Origin of the sequence: Methylobacter sp. Wu8 (assembly GCF_036440755.1) — a bacterium.
In the GTDB taxonomy this organism is placed as follows: domain Bacteria; phylum Pseudomonadota; class Gammaproteobacteria; order Methylococcales; family Methylomonadaceae; genus Methylobacter_A; species Methylobacter_A tundripaludum_A.
Window position 1 is genome coordinate 17,873 of sequence record NZ_JAZGVT010000062.1, and the last position, 25,085, is coordinate 42,957.

21 protein-coding genes are annotated in these 25,085 nt (G+C 50.9%); 14 read left to right on the top strand and 7 right to left on the bottom strand.

The features are described 5' to 3' along the window. The first annotated feature begins 53 nt into the window (after positions 1-53). The 12 genes from secD (at position 54) to V3O24_RS09620 (ending at position 14,103) form a co-directional block, all read left to right on the top strand. On the top strand, positions 54-1,901 hold the full coding sequence (gene secD, locus V3O24_RS09565; RefSeq protein ID WP_331307083.1) for a protein translocase subunit SecD: 1,848 nt from the start codon (positions 54-56) through the stop codon (positions 1,899-1,901). A gap of 22 nt (positions 1,902-1,923) precedes the next feature. Further along, positions 1,924-2,850 carry a protein translocase subunit SecF gene (gene secF, locus V3O24_RS09570; RefSeq protein ID WP_331307084.1) on the top strand — a complete coding sequence of 309 codons (927 nt, stop codon included), beginning with the start codon at positions 1,924-1,926 and terminating at the stop codon, positions 2,848-2,850. 85 nt (positions 2,851-2,935) lie between these two features. Beyond that, entirely contained in the window at positions 2,936-3,367 is a 432-nt protein-coding gene (ndk, locus tag V3O24_RS09575) for a nucleoside-diphosphate kinase (RefSeq protein WP_104423168.1), read from the top strand. Continuing rightward, positions 3,342-4,454: a 23S rRNA (adenine(2503)-C(2))-methyltransferase RlmN gene (rlmN, locus tag V3O24_RS09580; RefSeq protein WP_104423169.1), complete on the top strand. Its 1,113-nt coding sequence runs from the start codon at positions 3,342-3,344 to the stop codon at positions 4,452-4,454. Before ndk ends, rlmN begins: the two co-directional genes overlap by 26 nt. Further along, complete coding sequence (gene pilW, locus V3O24_RS09585) at positions 4,444-5,205, top strand: type IV pilus biogenesis/stability protein PilW (protein ID WP_331307085.1); 762 nt, start codon at positions 4,444-4,446, stop codon at positions 5,203-5,205. Before rlmN ends, pilW begins: the two co-directional genes overlap by 11 nt. A gap of 137 nt (positions 5,206-5,342) precedes the next feature. After that, positions 5,343-6,620: a histidine--tRNA ligase gene (hisS, locus tag V3O24_RS09590; protein ID WP_331307086.1), complete on the top strand. Its 1,278-nt coding sequence runs from the start codon at positions 5,343-5,345 to the stop codon at positions 6,618-6,620. A 108-nt stretch (positions 6,621-6,728) separates the two neighbouring features. Continuing rightward, the gene (locus V3O24_RS09595; protein WP_181049850.1) at positions 6,729-7,376 is read left to right on the top strand and encodes a tetratricopeptide repeat protein; all 648 of its coding nucleotides are present in this window, start codon (positions 6,729-6,731) and stop codon (positions 7,374-7,376) included. After that, complete coding sequence (gene bamB / locus V3O24_RS09600) at positions 7,376-8,623, top strand: outer membrane protein assembly factor BamB (protein WP_331307087.1); 1,248 nt, start codon at positions 7,376-7,378, stop codon at positions 8,621-8,623. Before V3O24_RS09595 ends, bamB begins: the two co-directional genes overlap by 1 nt. A gap of 195 nt (positions 8,624-8,818) precedes the next feature. Continuing rightward, positions 8,819-10,216, top strand: a complete 1,398-nt coding sequence (gene der, locus V3O24_RS09605) for a ribosome biogenesis GTPase Der (RefSeq protein ID WP_104423172.1) — start codon at positions 8,819-8,821, stop codon at positions 10,214-10,216. Between the two features lie 271 nt (positions 10,217-10,487). Next, complete coding sequence (gene tpx, locus V3O24_RS09610; protein WP_331307088.1) at positions 10,488-10,982, top strand: thiol peroxidase; 495 nt, start codon at positions 10,488-10,490, stop codon at positions 10,980-10,982. 134 nt (positions 10,983-11,116) lie between these two features. Then, the gene (locus V3O24_RS09615; RefSeq protein WP_331307089.1) at positions 11,117-12,049 is read left to right on the top strand and encodes a hypothetical protein; all 933 of its coding nucleotides are present in this window, start codon (positions 11,117-11,119) and stop codon (positions 12,047-12,049) included. Continuing rightward, positions 12,046-14,103: a hypothetical protein gene (locus V3O24_RS09620; RefSeq protein WP_331307090.1), complete on the top strand. Its 2,058-nt coding sequence runs from the start codon at positions 12,046-12,048 to the stop codon at positions 14,101-14,103. The genes V3O24_RS09615 and V3O24_RS09620 overlap by 4 nt, the downstream gene beginning before the upstream one ends. Positions 14,104-14,230: 127 nt before the next feature. Here the strand turns inward: V3O24_RS09620 and V3O24_RS09625 are convergent, their stop codons facing one another. The 5 genes from V3O24_RS09625 to V3O24_RS09645 form a co-directional block, all read right to left on the bottom strand. Then, positions 14,231-14,878, bottom strand: coding sequence for an SGNH/GDSL hydrolase family protein (locus tag V3O24_RS09625; protein ID WP_331307091.1), 648 nt, complete (start codon positions 14,876-14,878; stop codon positions 14,231-14,233). Positions 14,879-15,068: 190 nt separating this feature from the next. Next, positions 15,069-16,055: an HD domain-containing phosphohydrolase gene (locus tag V3O24_RS09630; protein WP_331307092.1), complete on the bottom strand. Its 987-nt coding sequence runs from the start codon at positions 16,053-16,055 to the stop codon at positions 15,069-15,071. 2 nt (positions 16,056-16,057) lie between these two features. Beyond that, positions 16,058-17,986 (bottom strand): ATP-binding protein, encoded by a 1,929-nt coding sequence (locus tag V3O24_RS09635; protein WP_331307093.1) that lies wholly within the window; start codon positions 17,984-17,986, stop codon positions 16,058-16,060. Between the two features lie 12 nt (positions 17,987-17,998). Beyond that, positions 17,999-18,424 (bottom strand): hypothetical protein, encoded by a 426-nt coding sequence (locus V3O24_RS09640; RefSeq protein ID WP_331307094.1) that lies wholly within the window; start codon positions 18,422-18,424, stop codon positions 17,999-18,001. Next, positions 18,424-19,455, bottom strand: coding sequence for a hypothetical protein (locus V3O24_RS09645; protein ID WP_331307095.1), 1,032 nt, complete (start codon positions 19,453-19,455; stop codon positions 18,424-18,426). The genes V3O24_RS09640 and V3O24_RS09645 overlap by 1 nt, the downstream gene beginning before the upstream one ends. 234 nt (positions 19,456-19,689) lie before the next feature. Here V3O24_RS09645 and V3O24_RS09650 point away from each other — a divergent pair, with 234 nt between their 5' ends. After that, complete coding sequence (locus V3O24_RS09650; RefSeq protein WP_331307096.1) at positions 19,690-20,604, top strand: quinoprotein relay system zinc metallohydrolase 2; 915 nt, start codon at positions 19,690-19,692, stop codon at positions 20,602-20,604. A gap of 136 nt (positions 20,605-20,740) precedes the next feature. Then, entirely contained in the window at positions 20,741-21,574 is an 834-nt protein-coding gene (locus V3O24_RS09655; RefSeq protein ID WP_331307097.1) for a quinoprotein dehydrogenase-associated SoxYZ-like carrier, read from the top strand. A 441-nt stretch (positions 21,575-22,015) separates the two neighbouring features. Here V3O24_RS09655 and V3O24_RS09660 read toward each other — a convergent pair whose 3' ends face one another. Next, a complete protein-coding gene (locus V3O24_RS09660) occupies positions 22,016-23,242 on the bottom strand; it encodes a hypothetical protein (RefSeq protein WP_331307098.1) in 1,227 nt (408 codons plus the stop codon). 584 nt (positions 23,243-23,826) lie between these two features. Then, complete coding sequence (locus V3O24_RS09665) at positions 23,827-24,981, bottom strand: Fic family protein (RefSeq protein WP_331307099.1); 1,155 nt, start codon at positions 24,979-24,981, stop codon at positions 23,827-23,829. Positions 24,982-25,085: the final 104 nt, after the last annotated feature.

Here is a 25,085-nt window from a genome sequence, read left to right on the forward strand (position 1 = left end):
TCGGCTGCCGCCTCTACCCATCCTACGACATAGTTGAATTGTTGGAATAACACATGCAAAACCATTATCCACTTTGGAAAAATCTATTGGTCCTGATTGTTTTTGCGGTCGGGATTATTTACTCGTTGCCGAATTTGTACGGCGACGATCCTTCTGTCCAGGTGTCATCGACACGCGCTGTCAAATTGGCGCAGGAACAGGCCAATCAGGTCGAGTCTGTTATTAAAACGGCCGGATTTAATATCAAGGCATTCGAATTTAAAGACGGTCATATTTTAGCCCGGTTCAACAGTGCCGACGATCAACTGAAAGCGGCGGATTTACTCAGGGAAAAAATGAGCGACGATTATAATGTCGCGTTAAATTTGGCGCCTACCACGCCTGCCTGGCTTAGGTCTTTGGGCGCGGAAGCGATGTATCTTGGTTTGGACTTGCGCGGCGGCGTGCATTTCCTGCTCGAAGTGGACATGGATGCGGCCGTTAAGCAGGCTGAAGAGCGTTACAACGATGATGTGCGTCTGGCGTTAAGAAACGAAAAATTACGCTATCAATCGGTTTCCAAAGACAGCGGGTTTATTAAGGTTAAGCTGAACTCGGCTGACGACAAGCCTGCGCTGCTGAAAATATTGGCTAAGGATTTCCGTTCTTTGGATGTCACCGAGCCCAAAGAGCAGGATCAAGTCTGGTTAAAGCTTTCTGAAAAGGAAGTGCGGGAGACTAAAAAGTTCGCTGTTGCGCAAAACATGACGACTTTGCGTAATCGCGTCAACGAATTGGGCGTTGCGGAGCCGGTGATTCAGCAACAAGGCGAAAACCGTATCGTGGTCCAGTTACCGGGCGTACAGGACACGACCCGCGCCAAGGAAATTTTAGGTACGACGGCTACGCTGGAATACCGTCTGGTTGATGTGGAACACGATGTGCAAAAAGCGGTTGAAGGGCATGTTCCGGTCGGCAGCCGCTTGTATTACGAGCGTAACGGCAACCCTATCCTGCTGGATCGCCGGGTTATTGTGACCGGCGATCAAATCGTCGATTCCTCTTCCGGCGTTGATCAGGACGGCAGGCCATCGGTGAATATTTCGCTGAACGGCGTAGGCGGCGCCAAAATGGGCAAATTGACCCAGGCTAACATCGGCAAGCCGATGGCCGTGGTGTTTATCGAATATAAAGTTGAAACCAAGGTGGTGAACGGCCAAAAAGTCCGCCATAAAGAAAAAGTTGAAAAAGTCATCAACGTGGCGACTATCCAGGGCGTTTTCAGTCATCGCTTCCAAACGACCGGTTTGGACAGTCCTCAGGAAGCGCGCAATCTATCGTTGCTGTTAAGAGCGGGTGCGTTGGCGGCTCCGGTTGATATTGTCGAAGAACGTACCGTGGGCCCGAGTTTAGGTCAGGACAATATCGATAAAGGTATGCTGTCTTTTGTGGTGGGTTTTGCGCTGGTCGCGCTGTTCATGGTGATCTATTACCGGCTTTGCGGCGTGTTTGCCAATATCGCGTTGGTGTTTAACGTGTTTATTATTATCGCAATTTTGTCGATGTTGCAGGCGACGCTGACCTTGCCGGGCATAGCCGGGATCATCCTGACCGTGGGCATGTCGGTTGACGCCAACGTATTGATCTTCGAGCGGATTAAGGAAGAGCTTCGCAATGGCAATACGCCGCAATCGGCTATTTACATCGGTTTTGAAAAAGCCTTTGCGACCATTCTCGATTCCAATATCACCACCTTGCTGGTGGCGGTTATGTTGTTTGTTTTTGGCACCGGTTCGGTAAAAGGTTTTGCGGTGACGCTGATTATCGGTCTTTTGTCGTCGATGTTTACGGCAATCACCGGCACGCGGATGATTATGAACTGGGTATACGGTAACCGCAGGGTTGAGAAGTTATCTATTTAGCACTTTCGATGAAGATTAAATCATGTCAAAAACAAATATAAATTTTATAGGCAACCGCAATATAGCGCTGATATTTTCCGCTGTGCTGTCGATTGTCTCGATAGGATCACTGGCTGTACGCGGCTTGCAAATGGGCATCGATTTTACCGGCGGGACGTTGATTGAGGTGGGTTATCAACAGGCGGCGGATTTAACGGTGTTGCGCAATACCTTGGATAGCTCCGGCTTTGCCGATGCCACAGTGCAGAATTTCGGCACCACCAAAGACGTGTTGATTCGCCTGAAACCGCATGAAGATGTGAGTAGCGTCGATTTAAGCGCCAGGGTGCTTGAGGCGATTAATAAAACGACTAATGAGCCGGCCAGTATCCGCCGCGTTGAATTTGTCGGTCCTCAGGTCGGCGACGATCTGGCTGAGGATGGTTTTTTAGCCCTGTTGTACTCAACGATAGGCATTTTGATTTATGTCGCATGGCGATTTGAGTGGAAATTCGCGGTCGGCTCGATCATAGCGACATTTCATGACGTCATTGTTACGTTGGGCTTGTTCTCTATTTTAGGGCTGGAGTTCGACCTGACCGTATTGGCCGCAATTCTTGCATTGATCGGTTATTCATTGAACGACACCATCGTGGTTTATGACCGCATCCGGGAAAATTTTCGGCAACTCAGAAACAAATCGACCGAGGAAATCATGAACATCTCGGTCAATGTGACCTTAAGCCGAACCATCATGACCTCGTTGACGGTATTTCTGGTATTGGTTTCGTTGTTTTTCCTGGGCGGCGAGGTGATTCATAATTTTTCGATTGCACTGTTGTTCGGCGTCGTTTTCGGCACTTATTCCTCTATTTTTATCGCCAGTCCTGCGGCTTTATTGTTGGGCATCAGCGCTGAGGATTTGATGATCCCGGTAAAAGAAGGTGCGGAATTGGACGGCAGGCCTTAACCGTCAGGTATTTTCAAAATACAGCGGCTAATCAGGTATAATTAGCCGCTTAACAACATTTATTCACACTTGGAGTTTTAAACAAATGGCGATAGAACGCACTTTTTCAATCATTAAACCTGATGCCGTAGCAAAAAACGTAATCGGTGAAATCTACAGCCGCTTTGAAAAGAACGATTTGAAGATCGTTGCCGCAAAAATGCTGCATTTGACTAAAGAACAAGCCGAAGGTTTTTACGCGGAACACAGCGAGCGCGGTTTCTTTAATGATTTGGTCGCATTCATGATTTCAGGTCCTGTGATCATGCAAGTGCTGGAAGGCGAAAACGCGGTTCTGAAGCATCGCGAAATCATGGGCGCCACCAACCCGAAAGAAGCGGCTGCCGGCACTATCCGCGCCGATTTTGCCAGCAGCATCGATGAAAATGCGGTACACGGTTCAGACGCTGTCGAAACCGCTCAAAGGGAAATTGCTTACTTTTTCTCAGACAATGAAATCTGTGCAAGAACCCGCTAAAACCCAAACCATCAATTTGCTCGATTTCGACAGGGAAGGCCTCGCGGCCTTTTTTGTCGAGTTAGGCGAGAAGCCTTTTCGGGCGACACAATTACTTAAATGGATCTATCAGGAAGGCGTCGAAGACTTCGACCTGATGACCAATCTGAGCAAGTCACTGCGCGCTTATTTAACTGAAAACTGCACTATCGCGACGCCTGAAATCGTGCTCGAAAAAATCGCAACGGACGGCACCCGGAAATGGGTGATGCAAACCGGTTGCGGCAATCGGGTCGAAACGGTTTTTATCCCCGAAGAGGGACGCGGCACCTTATGCGTCTCATCGCAAATCGGTTGCGCGTTGGCTTGCACCTTTTGCTCGACCGCCCAGCAAGGCTTTAACCGCAACCTAACCACGTCGGAAATTATCGGCCAGTTATTTGTTGCGCAAAAACGGCTGGGATCGGAAAACAGAATCACCAATGTGGTCATGATGGGCATGGGCGAACCGCTGTTGAATTTCGACAATGCGGTCGCGGCGATGAACCTGATGATGGATGATTTCACCTTCGGGCTGTCCAAGCGCCGGGTGACCGTCAGCACTTCGGGCGTCGTACCCGCGATGTACCGCTTAACCCAGGTCTGCGATGTCAGTCTCGCGGTATCGTTGCATGCGGTAACCGATGAGCTGCGTGATGAGCTGGTGCCGATCAACAAGAAATATCCGTTGAAAGAACTGATGGAAGCGTGCCGGGATAACGCCAAGATAGCGCCGCGTCGCACCGTTACTTTTGAATATGTGATGCTGGACGGCGTTAACGACTCGACGCAGGATGCGCAAGGACTGATTAAGCTGTTAAAAACGGTGCCGTCAAAAGTCAACTTAATACCGTTTAACCCGTTCCCTAACTCGGCTTACCGCTGTTCCAGCAAAGAAGCGATTAATCGCTTTAAAACCTTGTTAAATGATGCGGGCATCGTCACCACGGTCAGGAAGACGCGCGGAGAAGACATCGACGCCGCCTGCGGTCAGTTGGTAGGACAAGTTAAGGATAAAAGCCGCAGACACTTGAAAGTTCAAGCGGCAGGTTCGGAACGTGCGGCCTGACAGATCGAACAAGATTAACCGGTTTGCGCTTGGCCTGCTCATTGCCGCGTTGGCCGCCTGTGATTCGGCAAGCAATGTTAAACAGGACAATGCCGACGACATACATTTACAGCTGGGCGTGCGTTACCTGAACATGAACAAGCTGGAGCTGGCCCGGGATAACTTGCTGCTGGCAGTAAAGCGGAATTCGGGCAATACGCAGGCGCATAATGCCCTGGCTTTTTTGTATGAAAAATTAAATCAGCCCGACAAAGCCAAAGATCATTATGAGACGGCTCTGAGTTTGACGCCCGACGACTTGGGCGTGAAAAATAATTTCGGCCGTTTCCTTTGCGAACATGGCGAGGTCGACGAAGGCATGGAGTTGCTGTCCGAAGCAAGCTCAAATCCGTTGAACGACCGGCAGTGGTTGGCGTTAACCAATGCCGGTCGATGCCAGTTGGGCGCCGGGAACAGGCAACAAGCCGAGACTTATTTCAGGCAAGCGCTGCAACTGAATAAGGCTTATGCGCCGGCATTATCGGAAATGCAGAAAATTGCTTATCAAAACGGTGATTTCTGGGCGGCAAAAGGATTTTTGCAACGCTATCTGAATGTGGCGGCCCATACGCCTGAAACCTTATGGCTTGCTGCGCAAACCGAGCGGGTGATCGGCAATAAGGAACTTGCCAAGGAATATAAACGTTTATTGCTGGAAAAATTCCCGCTTTCCAATGAAGCAAAAAAAATCGCCGGGCTTAAAGATTTTTAATTAATGGGCGAAGGGCAAAAGGCGAAGGGCAAAAAAACACAGCTTTCGCCTTTTGTCCTTTGCCTTTCGTCTCTTTTGATATTTACCTGTTACTAACGAGAAGTTATTTAAATCCGTGGCATCAACCCTATTTAAATATGGCAAATAATATTCAAGCAATTCGCGGGATGCACGATGTACTTCCCGAACAGACTCCGCTCTGGCAGTATGCGGAACAATGCATCAGAGACGTACTCGGTGCTTACGGTTACAGCGAAATACGCCTGCCGATCGTCGAAAAAACCGAACTGTTCAAACGCTCTATCGGCGAAGTGACCGATATCGTCGAAAAAGAAATGTACACGTTCGACGACCGGAACGGCGACTCCTTGACCCTGCGTCCCGAGGGTACGGCCGGTTGTCTGAGGGCTTGTCTGGAGCATGGCTTGTTACATAACCAGGTGCATCGGTTATGGTATTACGGGCCGATGTACCGGCATGAGCGCCCGCAAAAAGGCCGCTATCGCCAGTTTATTCAACTGGGCGTTGAAACCTACGGCATGGCGGGCCCCGATATTGATGCGGAATTGATCCTGATCATGGACCGGCTATGGAAAAAGCTGGGAATCCGCGACAAAGTTCGCCTACAGCTCAATTCCTTGGGTACTATTGCCGAACGCATCGTTTACCGGGAAAGCCTGGTCAGCTATTTTCAAAGCCGGTTGGAGCAATTGGATGAAGACAGCCTACGCAGGTTGGAGGCCAATCCGTTGCGGATTTTGGATACCAAGAACCCGGCGATGCAGGACGTTGTGGCCGGTGCGCCGGAATTGACCGATTTCCTGGGCGACGAAAGCCGCCAGCATTTTAACGCGATAACGGCGATACTGGATGATCTCGGGATAGGTTACGAGCTCAATTCCCGGCTAGTACGCGGGCTGGATTATTACAGCAAGACCGTTTTCGAATGGGTCACCGACGAATTGGGGTCGCAAGGTACGGTCTGTGCGGGCGGGCGTTATGACGGATTGATAGAGCAGTTGGGCGGCAAACCCAATCATGCCGTCGGTTTTGCGATGGGCATGGAACGCTTGTTGGCTTTGATGGAAACGCTGGAGTGTGTACAGCTTGCAAGCTCCGTCGATGTCTACATGATCCGGGTCGGCGATGCAGCGGAGCAGGCGGGCATGCGCTTTGCCGAAACCCTCAGAAATGAAATTCCCGGCTTGAAATTGCAGGTGAATTGCGGCGGCGGCAGTTTTAAAAGCCAGTTTAAAAAAGCCGATAAAAGCGGCGCCGAATTTGCGATTATTCTAGGAGACGATGAAGTCAGCCGAGGCGAGGTCAGCATCAAACCGCTACGCAATAATGAGCTGGAGCAACAGAATATGTCTCAGCAGCAGGCAATTGAGTTTTTGCAGATGCAGATTGACTAATCACCACGAAGGCACGAAGTTCACGAAGAAAAAAATAGAATAAAAACTTCGTGTTCTTCGCGCCTTCGTGGCGAAAATATTTTTTTAAATTTAAAAAGAGAAAAACAAGTGGAAATTTACGATACAGAAGAAGAACAGGTTGAAGCCCTAAAAAGATGGTGGAAAGAAAACTCGACCTCCACCATCGTCGGCTTGGTCATGGGCATCGTCATTATTCTGGGCTGGAATTACTGGCAGGATCATAAGAAAGAGCGCGCGGCGCAAGCTTCCGCAACTTACGATCAATTGCTGAAAGCGCTGGATGACGATAAAAAAGACTCCGCGGACAAGCTGGCCGAACGTATGCAGGAGCAGTTTAAAGGTACTGAATATGCGGCATTCAGTGGATTGTTTCAGGCAAAATTAAAGGCCCAGCAAGGCGATGTCGCTGCCGCCAAACAGATTTTGAAGACTATTGCTGCCGAGTCGAACAAAGCGTTGGGCAATATCGCCAGGATAAGACTGGTGCGCCTAATGCTGGCTACCGGAGAGTATGAGCAAGGTTTGCAGGTCATTAACGAGGTGGATGCAAAACAAGCATCCAGCTATTCAGCCAATTATGATGAATTAGTCGGCGATTTGTACGTGGCTTTGGATCGATTGGACGAGGCCCGCACCTCGTATCAAAATGCCTTGAGAGAGGGACAGCCGTCGCCGTTGTTGCAGTTCAAGATTGATGACCTGACCGCCCAAGAAAAGTTAGAAGCCCCAAAATAATGAGCAACTATTCAAGCGATATGAATCAGGCGAAAGGCGAACGGCGAGAGGCAAAAGGTTTTTTCGCCTTTTGCCTTTTGTCCTGCATCTTCTTATTAACAGGCTGTGCGGCTGTTGATACTCTTAAGGAAGGCGTTTCCGGCATCAGTGATTACTTTCTTGGCGGTGAAGACAACGCCGATCCTCCGAACGTTTTAGTTGAGTATACGCCTGAAATTCAGCTTGAAGTCCTTTGGAAAGAATCGGTCGGAGTGGGCGCCGACGAGCAATCCTTAAAACTGATTCCTGCAATCGGCAGCGGAAAGATACTGGCGGCGGACCGGGAAGGCGTGGTGCAGGCCAGGAGCCTGACGACCGGTAATTTAATCTGGGCGACTGAAACCGAGGTTCATTTTTCCGGCGGTCCGGGCCTTGGCGCAGGCAGCCTTATTTTAGGTTCCAGCGATGCCGAAGTCGTTGCATTGGATATTGAAACCGGAGCCGTGCTGTGGAAATCCACAGTATCCAGCGAAGTGCTTTCGGTGCCCGTGGTCGGCGACGGCATTGTGGTCGTCCGCACCACGGACGGCTCCGTGATCGCGCTTGACGAAAAAACCGGCGGCAAGCGCTGGAGTTATGAGCGTAGCGTACCGGCTTTAAGTGTGCGCGGAACCGGATCGCCGTTGATTGTCGAGGATAACGTGATCGGCGGCTACGATAACGGCAAAGTTATGGCCTTGCGTTTGACCGACGGCAAATATGTGTGGGAAACCAGTATTGCCGTCTCCAAAGGGCGCTCTGAAATTGAACGGCTGGTCGATCTGGATGTTGACCCTATCGTTATTAACGGCGTGATTTACGTTGCCAGCTATCAAGGCGGCCTGGCGGCTATTTCGGAATTGGACGGCGATGTATTGTGGCGTAATGAAACCATTTCATCTCATTCCGGTTTGAGTCATGACTCCCGGTATTTATACCTGAGCGATACACAAAGTCATGTCATGCAGCTGGACCAGCGCAGCGGCGCGTCCTTGTGGACGCAGAAAGACTTGCATCAAAGAAGATTAACCGCTCCCGCCGCCTATGGCAATTACGTGGTGGCAGGGGATTTTGAAGGCTATGTGCATTGGTTCTCCAATCTTGACGGCAGACAACTGGGCCGCGTTCAAGTGACTGAAGGCGCAATCGACGCCAAGCCTGTCGTGGTAGATAATACCGTTTATGTTTATGCCAAAGACGGCACCCTTGCCGCTTTAAAAGTCCGGTAATAAAGATATTGATTTTAAAAGGAACACGGATGACACTGATTGGACGGTTTAAACGGATAAAAAAGACGAAAGGCAAAGGACGAAAGGCGAAAAAACTCTTTTGCCCTATGCCTTTCGTCTTGTGCCTATAATATCTTGTGTTTACCGGTCAAATCGGTGTCATCTGCGTTGAATTTTTCTAACTGCTGAGTAAATATGTTACCTGTAATAGCCCTAGTAGGGCGACCCAATGTGGGAAAATCCACATTATTCAATTATTTAACCCGCAGCCGCGATGCGCTGGTTGCGGATTTTTCGGGATTAACCAGGGACAGGCAATACGGCCGGGTAAAACTGGGCGACCGTCCCTGTCTGGTCGTCGATACCGGCGGTATAGCCGATGACGCCGAAGGCATAGAAAGTTTTGCCAGAAAACAGGTGCAGGTCGCGCTGGAAGAGGCGGATGTCGTGTTCTTCATGGTTGACGCGCGCGAAGGCTTGAGCGTCTCCGACAAGGTCATTGCCGATACCCTGAGAAAACTGCAAAAGCCCGTTATATTGGTCACCAACAAGGTTGACGGCATTGACGCCAACATGGCCGCATCGGACTTCTATTCGCTGGCCTTGGGCGAGCCTGTGCAGATCTCCGCTTCCCACGGCAGAGGCATACCCGAATTACTGGAAAAAGTTGATCAACTGCTGCCGCCTGGCAAAGGCGAAGTCGAAGAAAGCCATGACGGCATCGGTATCGCCGTGGTCGGACGGCCCAATGTCGGCAAATCGACGTTGGTCAACCGCCTGTTGGGCGAAGAGCGGGTTATCGTATTCGATGAGCCGGGCACCACGCGCGACAGCATCTACATCCCCTTCGAGCGCAACGGCAAGAAGTTCACCCTGATCGATACCGCCGGAATGCGCAGACGATCCAAAATAGCCGAAACCATCGAGAAGTTCAGCGTCATTAAATCATTGCAGGCGATTGAAAAAGCCAATGTCGTCATCTACCTGATTGACGCGCGGGAAGGCGTCACCGACCAGGACGCGCATTTATTAGGCCTGGTATTGGAGGCCGGAAGAGCCTTGATTATCGGCTTGAACAAGTGGGACGGCATCAGCGCCGACCAGAAGGCAACCATTCACCGGCAACTCGACGTCAAACTGTCTTTTCTCGAATTTGCCGAAAAACACCCGATTTCCGCATTGCACGGCAGCGGCGTCGGCAAAATGTTCGATGTCGTACAGCAATTGTACCAATCGGCCATGCTCGACATGTCCACGCCGGTGCTGACCCGTATCCTGAAAGAAGCCACCACCGCGCACCAGCCGCCGATAGTGAACAGCCGCCGCATCAAGCTGAAATACGCGCATCAGGGCGGCAGGAATCCGCCGATCGTGGTGATTCACGGCGTGCAGACCGATTCATTGCCGGAGTCTTACAAGCGTTACCTGATCAACTATTACCGCGACAAAATGGGGCTGGTCGGAACGCCGATACGCTTGGTGTTCAAGTCGACGGCCAATCCATTCCACGGGCAAAAGAACAAGCTGACCGAATGGCAGGTGAAAAAGAAGGAACGCTTGATGAGGCGGGTGAAGAGTAAGAAGAGGGATTAATAAGAAGCAAGGTACAAGGCGAAAGGCGAAAGGCGAAAGGTTGCAAGCCCCCTAACTTGACTTAAGCAGGGGCGTAGGCTGGAATAAGGCTACCCAAGCCTGCCCTGAGCTTGTCGAAGGGCGTAGCGCGAGGTAGCGTTTCCGGCTAATTGCGAAGACGTTTGCCGGAAACGCCTGTTTTCGCTGCCGCTCAAACCGGCTTATTCCAGCCTACGACTCGACTTCGCAAAGCATCGTTTGTCATTAAATCAACAATACAGGAAACATAATCATGGCAACAATCACATTTCAAAGCAAACCCCTCAACACTTCCGGCGAACTGCCCGCAGTCGGCAGCGACGCACCGGCCTTCACCCTGACCAGCCGCGAGCTAGTCGATGTCACGTTGGCAACCTATGCCGGTAAACGCAAAGTCCTGAATATCGTGCCCAGCCTGGACACGCCAACCTGCGCCGCATCAACGCGTAAATTCAACCAGAAAGCCTCGCATCTGGACAATACCGTTGTGCTGGCCGTTTCCGCCGACCTTCCTTTCGCCCAAAGCCGGTTTTGCGAATCGGAAGATTTAACCGACGTTATCCCGCTATCAACTTTCCGTTCCAGTTTCTCCAATGATTACGGTGTAACCCTCGTCGATACCTTTCTGCGCGGCTTGACCGCCCGTGCCGTCGTCATAATCGATGAGCATGACAAAGTGATTTATACGCAATTGGTCGGTGAGCTTGCCAATGAGCCGGATTATGAAAGCGCGTTGGCGGTGTTGTAAAAAGGCCTCATCGTTTGCCCGCGTGGAACCTATTCATTTGTCCTGTCCAAATTGTGTTGTAGAATGCTTTCATTAATCCGCCTTTAGAAGACAGGTCAATGGATTTAAATAGTCTGCCAAATCTAGCCAAGTATATGAACAGCCGCTTAGCTGATGCTTCGGTCGATGCGGAGGAGCGCTCCCACATCGAAAATTTTATCTGGGATGAGCGTCCGCCGCAAAGCGGGCTGGATTTATATGCCCAACGCTTGGGAAATGGCCCCGTCACCGATTTTGATGACTGGCAGAATCGGCACCGAAACTTCACCGCCGAAGAAATCAATCTGGACGCAGAAGAAACTAAACAGCCGTGGACGTTCCGGGCGGATAACGCCATCAATCGCCTGCGCCAAATCGATCCACGCATTAATTTAGTTAGGGTCGAAGATGCCGACTGGCTTTGCGAATCGACAGGGATTGCCCCGGAAACCTTACGCGAGCAAATAGCAAAATTCCAGCAAGGCGATGCTAATGCCAACACCTTCCTCACCGGCATAGTCAAAAGCTGGAACGCCGAGCGCGATCAGCGCCCGCTATTTGCCACCACCGAATTAGAAATAACCGACCTCATCAATGATAACCCATCCGACTGGGCGGATCGATTGCGCGACCAATTAGGCTTGGGGCATTATTCACCGAGTCCGGGCCGTCCCATCGAAATTATATTGATGCGTTACACGGTTCAGGAAGTCTTGGACAGCTTGGACGGCGACGGCTATCCCGCTATGCCCACGGTACTGGATAGCGGCATGAGCCCTTATTTTTTTCCCTGCCCCATTCCCGATCCTCAGCAAGCCGCCAACCCTTACTACGGCCATACCGTCAACCTTGCCTTAGTCGAAAAACAAGACGATTACACAATGGGCGTAGAGCTGCTGCACCCGCGCATTGCCTATAAACCCGAACATTTTTTCAAAATGGGCGTTATCGCTCGCCCGGTCGAAATGCCTTTGGCTCGCGCCAGGACTTTTCATTTGCCTTGGTTGCAACTTGACAGCGGCCGGGATGACTTTGGAGGCGGGCGATGAATGCGCTCATTAGCCCCGGCGAAGCGCGCTGGCGGCAACGTTTTGCCGAAGATTCGGTTGCGGCTTTGGATGCGGCGTTAACCGGTCGCGTCAGCTTAGGCCGGTACGACCGCGCCCGACCAGCGGAAGCCTTGGTGCGGATGCTTAGCGTTGAAGAGATTGCCCTGGCGGATCCGGCCATGCAGGCTTGGCTGGAGCAACGGCTGGGCAAACCGCTGCCGAAAGATTTGAGTCCCAAGCGTTATGCCGATGCATTGGTGGAAGCTTTCCGCGCCATCCAGTTACTGCCGTTGCCTGCGACGCGCAACTGGTGCGCCGATCGGCACGCGGAATTACGTGCTTGGCTGCGCGGCTTTTGTTTGGGCAGCAGCCGCGACCCGGAAGCCGCTTTGTTAGTGGTTTTGGCGCATCAGCAACGTGACCGTCGGCTGTTGTTTATGTGGCGCGAAGTGATCCGCCGGGGTCGTCCGGTCGAACATGTGCGGCTAGCGTTGATGGGCTTACGCTTGATGCCTGCCGACGACCAAGGCGCAGTGGAACGCGGTTTGCCGCGCGTGTTATTGCGCGGTTTGTTGGATTATGGCGAAACCTTGGTGAAGCAAGGCGACAAAAAAGGCAAGCCTTGGTTGGAGGAGCTGGACTTTTTGGCCGCCGTTTACCCGATGAGCAAAGAGATTTGGAGTCGGCGTTTCCGCGAAGTGCTCCAGGCGCGGGAGGTGGCTAAGGATGTGCATAACTGGCTGGACTCGCGGTTTTCGACGGCGAAGCAAGCTCATCAAAAACCGTCCAAAGGGGTTCTTACAGCGCCGCATGTCGATGATATGGAGCCTTTGTTACTTAGGATGCACAAGGATTTTCCCGGCACCCGTCCGGCTTTGACCGCTTTATTGGATTACCATCGCCGTTATGCGCAGGATAGCGGCGACAGCTACTATCTTGTTCGTGCTTTTTGTCGGCTAGGCGATCAGTTGTTAAGCCGTGACCCGCTTTGGGCGCGGGAACTGGCCCACGAAGCCGCCCGTTGGGAACCTAGTTATAGCCATGCATGGTCTCTATTGGCTAGGGCATTGGAAGCGGAAGGCGATTGGCGGCGGTCGGAAGCGGTGTATTGGCATGCGCGGCGACGCTTTCCTCATGATGCCCGCCGCCACACCCAACTCGGCCACGCCTTGCTGTTGCACGGACAGGAAGCATTAGGCGAAATGGTGTTCCGCCAGGCGACCCGCTTGTTCCCCGATAATCCGGTAACTTGGTCTGAGCTGGGCCATAGCTTGCGCGTCACCGGACAGTATGAGCAAGCCGTCAACGTGTACAAGGAAACTCAGCAAGGCAATTTCCACCGCGATCACATCATTGCTAATGCCTTAACTGACACGTTGCTAGACCTGAACCGCCCGGACGACGCCGAAGCCGCGTTGCAGTGGGCGGAGCAAGTCGTGCCGGACGATAACAAAAACCAACAGATTTTGGCGCAAAGCCGCAGGCGTTTGGAGATGCTGAAAAAAGGTACGCCATCGCCGCCCCGGCAACTGCAAGCCCCCAAGGAAACAGCCGGAGGCGATCTTCGCGCCCTGGCCGACATTACCGGTATCGACTTGAGCCATGCGCCATTGCTGGGCAGGGCCGGATTATGGCGGCGGCAAGGCCATATCGAACAAGCAGGCTTGGCATTAGCCGCGTTACAAGACGGCAGCGCCAAGCTGATTGAACAAGGCTTGCTGCTTAGCGCAACAGACTGGCAAGCGGCGGTAAACTGGTTTGATGATTGCTGGGAAAATTACGCAGGCGACGGCGCGTTGCGCGTCCACCGCTTACGCGCCAAGAGCCGCGCTGGCGAGACGGTGGATTGGTCATGGGAAAAAAACCACTACCCCGAATTGTTGCCGGTCATCGTTACCGAAGAACAAGGCCGTCCGCCGCGTTACCAGGACATAGCCGATCCCGGCGAAGAGCAAAAACAGGCGTTATGGTTTAACGATTTGGCGGGCGAGCAAAAATCCGAGCTACGCGATTGGGCTGAAGAAGATTTTTTAACTGCACGGCAAGTGGCTTGATAATAAGCAAATGCCACGGTAAAACGTAATGTCCTTAGTCACGATGAGTAAGCAAAATACGTTTGCCGAACCTACAATGTTTATGTCTCGTTTTAGTCAATTCCGGAAAGCGGTCGATTATTAGGCATCAAATCACTCCAACTAACCCCTCAACCAGCAAACGGGAATACTGGTCCTGATCATAGTGATGGTCGCTGCTGTCGCTATTTAGCAGGTCAGCTTTGACGATGCCGTGTTCTCCGAGCGATAAATCATCCAGCATGATATAGCGGATGCGGTTTTGCGCGCAAAACCGCTGCATGATCCTGTTGAACTCCAGGGTCAGCGCCGTTCTTTCGAGTTGCGAGGCTGTTACTTCCCGTCTGGCGTTGGCAACATCGCCCCAGTCGTTGCCGTCCTGAATGGTGGGCAGCGGGGCGCTGATGCAGACAACTTCGAAGCGCATTTTTAATTCGACCAAAAACCGGGAGTAACTTGTGATGGCTTTGTCCATCATCGCAGCAACCGGCTCCCGGTATTTTTGCGCCCGATACCAAATGACGAAGCCGGTATCGACTTCGCCCAGCATCACAATGATTTGCTTGGCGGCGGTTTGCCTGACGGCTTCCCTGAAGACGGGGTAGGCTTGGGTTGTTGAATTGGGGTTCTCCAATCCCGATGCTGTCGCACCAATGACGGTGAGTACATTGAAAAACAGGTTCGGAAACTTTTCTTTGAACAACGGGTGATTGAAAACAGGTGAATGCGAATCACCCAAAACCAATATTTCTCGCATAGAGTTATCCTGATAAATAAGTAGGGCATGCCCTAAAGATTTTATACGCAAGCTCGTCATCGTCGCCGGGAGCGGTGATCCAGCTCCTGGATGGTAAGCTAAAACCCATCCCTGGAGCCTGGATTCCGGCAATCCCTGCCGGAATGACGATTCGTTCATTGAATCTGATAAAGTAGAACTAAGGCGAGATTTAAAACATGGACTTAATACGCGTTAGCGTCCCGTCGATAAACAGCTTTTTTAGTTCCACCACCATCGCCGGATCAAACATGATGCCGGCATGGGATTCGATATGCGTTAAGGCTGTTTCCATCGTCCATGGTTTTTTATAGGGGCGGTTCGTCGTCAGTGCGTCGAACACATCCGCAAGTTTTACAATGCGTGCGGATAGCGGAATATCGTCGCCACTTAAGCCGTGCGGGTAACCGGTGCCGTCATAATTTTCATGATGACCTGCAGAAATTTCCCGTGCGGTTTCATAAAACGGGTTGTTGCCTAAAATGCGTACCCCATTGAGCGGATGCTCCCGCATAATTTCCCATTCCTCGGCGGTCAATTTATCCGGCTTTTTCAAAATGGCATCGGGCGTGGCAAGTTTGCCGATGTCGTGCAGCATGCTCATTAAGCCCATATGCGCGGCTGTTTCCTTAGCGACGCCCATGGCGATGGCTAGCGCTTCGGTGTAATGCTGCACACGGTATAAGTGACTGGAGGTATCCTGATCTTTGCCTTCGGCCGCCAAACATAACATGACTACCGCGTCTTTGTAGGCGGTTTCCAATTGCTCGCGCGCCGTATCCAAATTACGTTTTAGAACCAGCGCTTCCAATGCCCGCACCACGGTTAAATTGAGCTCGGCCGGGTCCCACGGTTTGGTGACGTATTTATAAATGTGGGCGTCGTTTACGCAGGTCAGCAGCGATTCAACATCGGCATAACCGGTCAGTAAAATACGGATGGCGTCGGGTTGGACTTGCAATGCATGGCTTAGCACCTGGTCGCCGCTGACATTGGGCATGCGTTGATCGCAAATAATCAAATCAACCGGATGTTCATTCAAAAACTCAATCCCTTCCTCGCCGCCATTGGCCGATAGCGTTTTATAGCCTTTGCGAAAGCTGCGCGTTAACGTCGCCAACACGTCGGGATCATCATCAACCAGTAACAGCGTATGCATCTTTAAGCGTCCTTAATCAAGCGAAGTGGGATAGCGATAATAAAGCGCGTGCCGCGATTTAATTCGGATTCAACGGTCAGCGCGCCATGGTGTTTTTCAATAATGCCGTAAGAAATCGACAAGCCAAGCCCGGTGCCTTCGCCCACTTCTTTGGTGGTAAAGAAGGGGTCGAAGATTTTTTTCCTGACTTCTTCAGGCATGCCGATACCGGTATCGGCGATACTGATGACCGCTTGATCATTCACCTTGGCGGTGGTGATGAAAATGCCGCCTTTATCGGGAATGGCCTGAATCGCATTGGCGAGAATGTTCATAAAGACTTGGTTGAGCTCGCCGGCATAGCATTCGACCATTTCATTGAGCGCGTAATCTTTCTCGATGGTAATGCGATCCTTGTATGTGTGATGCAGCATTTGCAAAGTCGAATCCAGGCCTTCTTCGAGCCGTACCGTTTTGACTTCGCCTTGATCGAGACGGGAAAAATTACGCAACGCCAGTACGATATTGCGGATACGGTCCGCAGCCTGCTTTTGGCTGCTCAGCAATTTAGCGAGGTCTTCGGTCACAAACGTGTAGTCAATTTGTTCCATATGAGCGTTTAATTTTTCTGCGCCCGGTTCGTCCATGCAGCTTTGGGCGAATTCGACCGTGCCTTTAATATCGTCGATGTATTCTTCCAGTGGCGGCATATTGGCGTAAATAGCGCCGATCGGATTATTGATTTCATGGGCGATACCGGCGACTAATTGTCCTAACGAAACCATTTTCTCGGATTGCACCAATTGCGTTTGCGCGGATTTCAGCTTTTGCAGCGTATCCTGCAATTGAGCGGTGCGGTCGATGACTTGGCGCTCCAGGCTAAGGTTCAAGTCTTCCAGCTCTTTTTCCACGACGACGAATTTATTAAACAACTCGCCTAAGCGCGTGGTCATGCGGTTAAACGCATTGCCTAAATCGGCCACTTCATCGCGCCCGGAAACCGGTACTTTGATCGATAAATCATTGGAATCTTCAATCGTGTGTATGGTGGCGGTCAATTTTTTGATCGGTGTGACCAGAATACGACTGAGCAAGCCGACCAGCACAAGCATCGGTACGCCGACCAACGCGGCGGCAAGCAACAAATTCTGGGTCAGTTCCAGCAGCGGTTGCAATGCAAGATTTTTGGGCATGAACGCCGCAATTTGGAAGCTGAAATCGCCGACGGTTACGGGTTTTGAAATCGAACCCAAATAGCTGATACCGTCAAAAAGCCATACGGGCCGTTCCGAAAAATTATCATTGATCTCGATTGTTTTTACGCCGTTAGCCGTAAAAAGGTCTGCGCCGCCCTGATTTCCTTCATGTGCTTTATGCAGTGCAAAGCTACTGTCTTTAGGCGCGAGCAGGCGGCTAATATCCTCCCAGGAATGGGTCATGACCAAATAACCCTGGGTTTTTAACTGCGGCGGTTTTAATGCCGTCACATGGGCGATGACGCTGCCGTTAATAAAAGGCACCTCATGTTTGAATACCAGCGCGTAATCCTGTTGCGTTTGCCAAGCCTGGGGCAGTTGGGTTTTTAACACATCCGGCTGCGTCGAGGCGATCAGCATGCCTTCCGCATTGAACACATATAAATCGCCTTGCAATTGATAATATTGTTTAAGGTTTATCAGCTCGGTGGTAATGCGTTTATCCAAATCATCCACCACCACATCCAGCATCACCGATGAAGCCCGCCAGGACAGCAAATTGGTGCGCTCGAACAGCAATACGTTACTGATTTCAGCGGCTTTATGGTCGGCGGTATCGGTAAGATTATGCTCGATCTGCTGGTTGATTTTTTCGCCGAACTGGTAGAACACCACCGCGCTCAAGGTCGTGGTTACCAGTAACACGATAAAACTGAACAACAGCGTTAAACGAACTGAAAGCGAAAAGCGCGACATGAGTTTACCCGGTTATTTGCTTGAAAATTGTTGCAGGATTTTGATTTGCGGACTTTGCGGTTTCGTTTCGACGTAACCGATCGCGCCTTTAATCCGCTCGACAAACAAAACAACGGCTTGCTCGGAATTTTGGGTGACCGGCGGAGTCTCGCCTTTGAACAGCATTTTGTCCCAGTAACTGCCCAATTTCTCCGGCGTGCTGTCAAAAATTTCGGCGGTAAAACGGGTGCGGGCGTCGGCTTTTGCGGGCAGGTTAATCGGCATGATGTTTTCGCCGTTTTCCCAATGCTTTTTCTTAAGCAAATAAATGGCCGCAATATCGTCTTTATCCAGTTGCGCGACAGGTAAATCTTTATTGGCGATGATGTATAAATCCGCCCGCGAAGGTGAAAGCGGCACTAACAAAGCGGCAAATCCTAAAATAATCAATCGCTTCATCAGAATAACACCGCAATCGAGCTGTAAAGGCCGGTTTGATTATGATAAATACTGCCTTGAGTTTGCTGCCATTCAAGCTTGAACGATAAGCGCGGCGCCGGGCGATAGACAATGCCGCCTAACGCGGTATCGGTAGCGGGCAGTTTGTTGGCGAATTCAAAATGTTCGTAACGGCCGATCAGGTTGAAATGCTCGACCAGCGGCACCGCCATTTGCACGTACCCGCCCCAGTCATGGCCGCGAAAACGGGATTGATCGGTATCAACCTGGGTGAACAGCAATTCACTTTCCAGTTCAAACCACTTGTGTTGCCAATTGCCGTCTGCGCTGATGGAGTTGCGCACTTCATCGCTGTGCTCAACGTTGGCATGTTGAAAAGCAACGCCCAGGTAATAATCCAGATCTTCATGGGCAATCCACCGTGCGCCTGAGACGGATTGGTAATGGCGTTCGTGAGAACTTAATGCTTTGTGGTTGAATTCTTCCACCGGCTGCCAATAGACTTCCAGCGCGTGACCGGTTAGCGCGTCGAAATCGTGGCGAAAGCTGACGCCGGTAATATAGTTGGCGCGAGAATAACTTGATGTGACAGGGCGATTCGTCGTCCATACTAACGGCGCGGCATGTACGATATTCCAATGGTTGATCGGCGCTAAAAATTTACCCGCGCGCAATGTGTCGTCTTCCGTGACTTCAATATCGTTATATAGCCGTTCAATGACCAACTGCGCGTTATTGAACTGTGCGCCGTCACTTTCTTTCCAAAGCGGCATTGAATAGGCTTCCGCCTCCAAAAAAGGATTGAGCCAGCGATTAAATTTGCCGGAAACAAACAAACTTAAGTCGTCCAATTCCAGGGTAGTGGGCGCGCGATTAGGCGAGCTGGTTACCAAGTTGGCATAACCCGAAACGGTGATGTCGTCCAGCCATGATGCCGTTTTGTCGGCATATAACGGCGGCGTGAAGCAGATCAGCGCTAAACTGAATGCATAAGCCAGTATGTGACGATTGGAATGTAGAAAAAATGACATAACCCTAAATTTAGTAGATAAATAGCATGGCGGCATTATACTCATCGTAGGCCCAAAATTGAGCATAGTTTGTATTGTATGGTGATGACTAGGATTACACTTCGGAGTTGAATCCGTCATGCTGAAAGTGGTAAAACTTGACCCCTGTATTTAATAAGGGTTTAACGGTATTTTTCGCTAGCTTCTTCACCCCCATTCGTAAATTCAAGGCTTATTCAGAAAAAAGGAAAACCAATGAGAGTTTTATTGCTGTTTGCGTTATCTATGGTATCCGTACAAACCCTAGCCGCCACCGCTTTGCCGGTTAAAGAAGTTGCCAGCGGCGTATATGTGCATTTTGGCAAACATCAATTCCCGGACAGCAAAAACCACGGTGAAATCGCCAATCTCGGTTTTATTGTCGGACAAAAATGCGTGGCGGTCATTGATAGCGGCGGCAACCCCGAACAGGGCTTGGTTTTAAAACAAGCCGTTATCGAAGCCACACAGACGCCGATTTGTTATGTGATTAACACTCATGTTCATCCCGACCACATCAACGGCAACAGTGCTTTCAAAGCGGCCGGGGTTAAATTCGTCGGCCATCATAAATTAGCCGGGGCAATGGCGGCACGCGGCTCATACTATTTGGGCAAAGCCGCGGACCAATTAGGCGTCAAAATGAGTGCTGCCGATTTAATTCCCCCCGATATCGAAGTTAAAGACAGTTTGAAGCTGGATTTAGGCGGACGCACTTTAACCTTGAAAGCCCATCCTGCCGCGCATACCGATAACGATTTGAGCGTCTATGACGAAAAAACCCATACAATATGGCTGTCGGATTTATTGTTTACCGAGCATGTGCCAACGCTGGACGGCAGCTTAAAAGGCTGGCTTTCGGAAATTGACAAACTGGAAAAACAGTCTTTCCGTTATGTGATTCCGGGGCATGGCGAATTAGTGACGGATTGGCCGCAGAGCATGCAGGCGCAAAAGCATTATTTAACCTTGTTGCAAACTGAAATTCGCGCTGCCATTAAAAAAGGCCGGCATTTGGAAGACGCCGTGCAAACAGTCGGTTATTCCGAGAAAAACAATTGGGCCTTGTTCGATGAATATCACCGCAAAAACGTCACCACGGCTTTTGCCGAATTAGAATGGGAAGATTAGTCGATAATGCTGTGGACTTAAGAGTGCGGGCTCCTTCTCCCCCAGGGAGAAGATTTCTTTACTCTGATTAAGTCAATTAACCGGCAGCTAAAAGATTGTTAACATTCCGCAAAGCTAAAACAAAACAGGAAAGACTATGAAATACTCAAAACTATTACCGGCAATTTTCACAATTACATTACTACCGATTGCCGCTATCGCCGCTGAAGATGAAAAGATTTGGAATAACGTTTTGAAGCCTGAATACTATGCCCAGCAAGCGATTGAAGAATCCGATAACGTGATTGAACTGGAAGCGCCAGTACGCGCAGAAGACCCTGCTTTAGTGCCGGTCAAGGTCACCAGCAAGATCAAGCAAACCAAAGAACACTACATCAAAAGAATCCTGGTGTTAGTCGATAACAATCCTTTTCCATTCGTCGGCGATTTTGAGTTTACCCCGGAAAGCGGCAAGGCCGACATTGCGATGCGGATACGGGTTAACAGCAACAGCTATATTCGCGCGATTGCCCAAACGAATGACGGCAAATTGACGATGACGAAAAAATTCGTCAAAGCCAGCGGCGGCTGTTCCGCTCCGATCGGAGCCAACTTAGATGAAGCGATGGCTCGCTTGGGCAAAATGAAATTCAGGTTGGATGGGGACGTTAAAGTCGGCGAGCCAACCTCAGTGCAGTTAATGATCAGCCACCCGAATATTACCGGCATGCAAATGGATCAAGTCACACGCTTTATTAAAAAAGCGCATTTTGTTAAAGACGTTAAAGTGTCGTTTAACGGCAAACCGGTGTTTAGCGCCAAAACCGATATTGCGATTAGCACCGACCCTAATTTCAGATTCTATTTCGTACCGGAAAAAGTGGGCGAGTTAAAAGCCGAAGCGACCGATACGTCTTGCGAAACGCCAACCAAGAGAGACGTTTGCACGAAAGGCGATACTTATACTGAAACGTTTAAAATTCAGCCGTAGTAGGTTAAGTCTGGCGGTGCGTGGGAACGGTGCGGGAGCGTCAACTAATCGTGCCTCCCGCGGAATGAGTAATTGCATGGCCTGTGCTTTTCGTTTAAGGATAGGCCGTCGTGGTAAAGACGCAATTCAATGACACTGAGGAATTCATTCCGTTCATGTCGGATTTTATCGTCGGCTGGCAAGGTGTTTTCCTTACGCAATTCATTACAAGATAATTGATAGCAAAGCTATCGTGTTCTTGATTGCAGGAGTAACCCAAATAAGCTTCGTAAAGTTTTTGAAGAAACGGATTAGTGCATTGCTGCGCTTCACTGCCTTCAGCCTAATCTACGTTCTGTAGCAGTCGGAGGCGGGTTGGCCGCCTCCGATGGATGAAAACCTGTGATCTCTTGTCAGATACGACAATGCCTTTGTGCAAGCCTGATCACGTTTAGATTCGGCTTATCCGTTTCCGCTTTTACTTGGCGTCGGCCCCTCGCCTAGAATCAACTCGGAATAAGCCTTGGTATGTTGGAATAGCAATTGACTCGGCCAACTGATGTCAGTTTTGTCGGTTGGGGATTGAGTGCTTTGCGCGGCTTGCGGTAGCGTCATCAGCTCAGTTGCAGTTGCCGCACTCATGTTATTGTCAATAGTCACCGTATACTGATAAGCGAATTCGTTAGCGGCATCGGCGGACGTTTCGCCATTGAGGCCGGCTCTATTGATCGATGTGTAAGGGCCTGCGACCAATTCACCTAGGGCGGCATCAGCCAGCGCCACCTTGATTGTGGCATCCAACACGGTCAAATCGTCGTAGTAAGCCTTATAAATCGGCGGCAGTGCTGTCAGCAGTTCCTTATTCCAGGCGCGTGGCACAATGTCTAAATAATTGTAAAGATCGGTGTTCCACAACTGCCAAGGCTGAGTGCCGTTGCTTCCCCCAAATCCTGCACCATTAAACAGCTGAGCGAATGGGCCATTGCCGGGCGTCGCTCCGGCAGTTGGATATGCTTGAGCTTGTTCTACTGTCCATGTGGAGTTTTTCAGCAAGCCGGCGGTCGGATCAAAAGCCGCCATGGCTAAAGTGGGTGACAACGCGCCTGCCAATGAATGGCCGGTGAAAGTCAGGGTGCAGCCAGACGAATCGACAGAGGCCAAGAAGTCTATTAGCGATTGATGGGTAATGACTGTGTCGGTCATCGCTAAAAGATTGGTTATCCCGGTGTTGGTGGCGCTGGATATGCAAGGGATTTTTGAGCTCGGAGATGTGGCGTTTTTATTGCCCGCCCACGCTTGCAATGCGCCTTCCCAGGCGACTACAGATTTGACATTAAAGTCCTCTATAAGCCAGTCGTAGGCTGAGACGAAGTTGGTTGCGGCGATAGCAACGATGTAACGCTGCAATGATGGACTAAATACAACGGCCATAGCGTTGGTCGCATTGCATTTTACGCTGTGGGTAAGCCAATTGATGCTGTGAAACTCAGGAGGAATCACAAAAACCTGGGGACCCCACACAGTCGTCCAATCGTTGGCTCCCAGAGGTGGCGGGTTAGCTGTATTATTTTCAAGAATAGCGCCGGCAAAGTCCTGTTTTAGTTGCGTTGTGAGGGTTGCTTGCGCCTCCGCGGCCGCTTCCTTTAACAATGCGGGGAAATCTATTCCATCTCCCAACTTGATTGTCAAAAATTGTCCTGAAACGGCATTAGACAAAAGCGAAAAATAAAAAGTTGTTTGCCATGGGTCATAACTGCTCATGTGTTTTTCTCCAAAAATATTAGTGGCATGTGTTGGAATCCAGATGATGTTGATTGGGGCATTACCTGATTGCTTGTATAACGCCTAACCTACGGCGTAGGACAATATCATTATTCCGGATTTCATGTAAGTGACATGGATGTGACAGTTGCGGGCAAATAAACTATCCGGTATTGAGGAATATAGTGAGAGTGAGCCGGGTAGATATAAGGTTGGGCAACGCTTTTCTGGCCAACATTATCGCGTGGTCACTGTTGGGCAAACGATAAGGCTGTTTGCCCAACCTACACCTCATACTTTGTTGCATCTTCATTATCCCCAAGTGCCCTCGGTATTCCTGGCTTGCGTATTGGCTGCCTCGATCAGAGTGATGTTGTAAGCCAGCCAGGTAGGCCGGAATAAGCCGGTTCGAGCAACAGCGAGAACTGGCGTTTCCGGCAAACTCCATCCAAATTCGCCGGAAACGCCACCTCGCGCTACGCGCTTGGATGGCCTTATTCCGGCCTACTCGGTTAGCGTAGGGAGGCAATGGTAAATGAGCTTGACTGCTTTGCCAGCGCCAATTCATAGCTTGTACTACGCCCTCCGCCGTCCGCTTTTACCAACGCGTCTAGCTCGATAAGGCTGAGAATATCGCGGTAGGCGGTGTCCTGAGAGCACTTCGCCAGCTTGGCCCACTTGGATGTGGTCAGCTTACCTTCGAAGCCGTCCAGCAGTCGGTTGAGTACCTTGATCTGACGCTCGTTCATTGGCGCGCTGGCAAAACGTTCCCAGAATTTGGCTTTTGCCAGTACGGCTGACAGTGTTTCGTCGGCTCGGGCGATGGCGCGTTGCAGGCACGCGAGGAACCACAGCAGCCACTCGGTTACGTCCAGATCGCTTTTTTGGCTGCGTTCGAGCACGTTGTAGTAGTCTGTCCGCTCCTGCTGAATCTGCGCCGAGAGGCTGTAGAAGCGCTGTTGGCTCTGTTCCGACCTCGCCAGTGCCATGTCGCCGATGGCGCGGGCGATGCGGCCATTGCCGTCATCGAACGGGTGCAGGGTGACAAACCATAGATGCGCCAATCCCGCCTTGAGCACCGGATCGAGTTCGCCCGGCTGTTCGAACCAATCCAGAAATATCGTCATTTCCGCTGCTAACCGATTTGCCGGTGGTGCGGTGTAATGCACTTTTTCGCGGCCGCATGGATTGATGACGGAGCCTGAGATGACTTGCATCGGCCCGCCCGCATCATCACGCCATGCGGCTACCCGAATCTGCGCCAAACCGCTACGCCCGGTCGGAAACAAGGCCCCGTGCCAGGCAAACAGGCGTTCGGCAGTCAGCGGAACGGCATAGCGCTGAGTGGCGTCAAGCATCACCTCGACAATGCCTTCGACGTGGCGATCCAAGGGGGCTAAAGCGCCGATGTCCAAGCCCAGGTGTCGGGCAATTGATGAACGCACCTGTTCAGCATCCAGCCGTTCGCCTTCGATCTCGCTGGTTTTGACCACATCTTGGGTCAATGTTTGCAGCCAGGCTTCATCCCGTAGCGAGAAGCCCAGCGATTCCATGCGGCCCAATAGGCGGCCTTGGACATGTCGAACCGTCGCCAGCGGCGTCGCCAATCGCGTCATGTCGTAGCGCCGGTTGGGCCAGTCGGGGTGTTGCCAGATGTAGGTTGTCATGCCAGTTACTCCGCATTAAGTGCGGATATTGTGTTGTGTTATCTCCGCAAAGGCAAGTCTATTCTCCGCATTAAATGCGGTGTAACAAATATCCAATCTCCGCA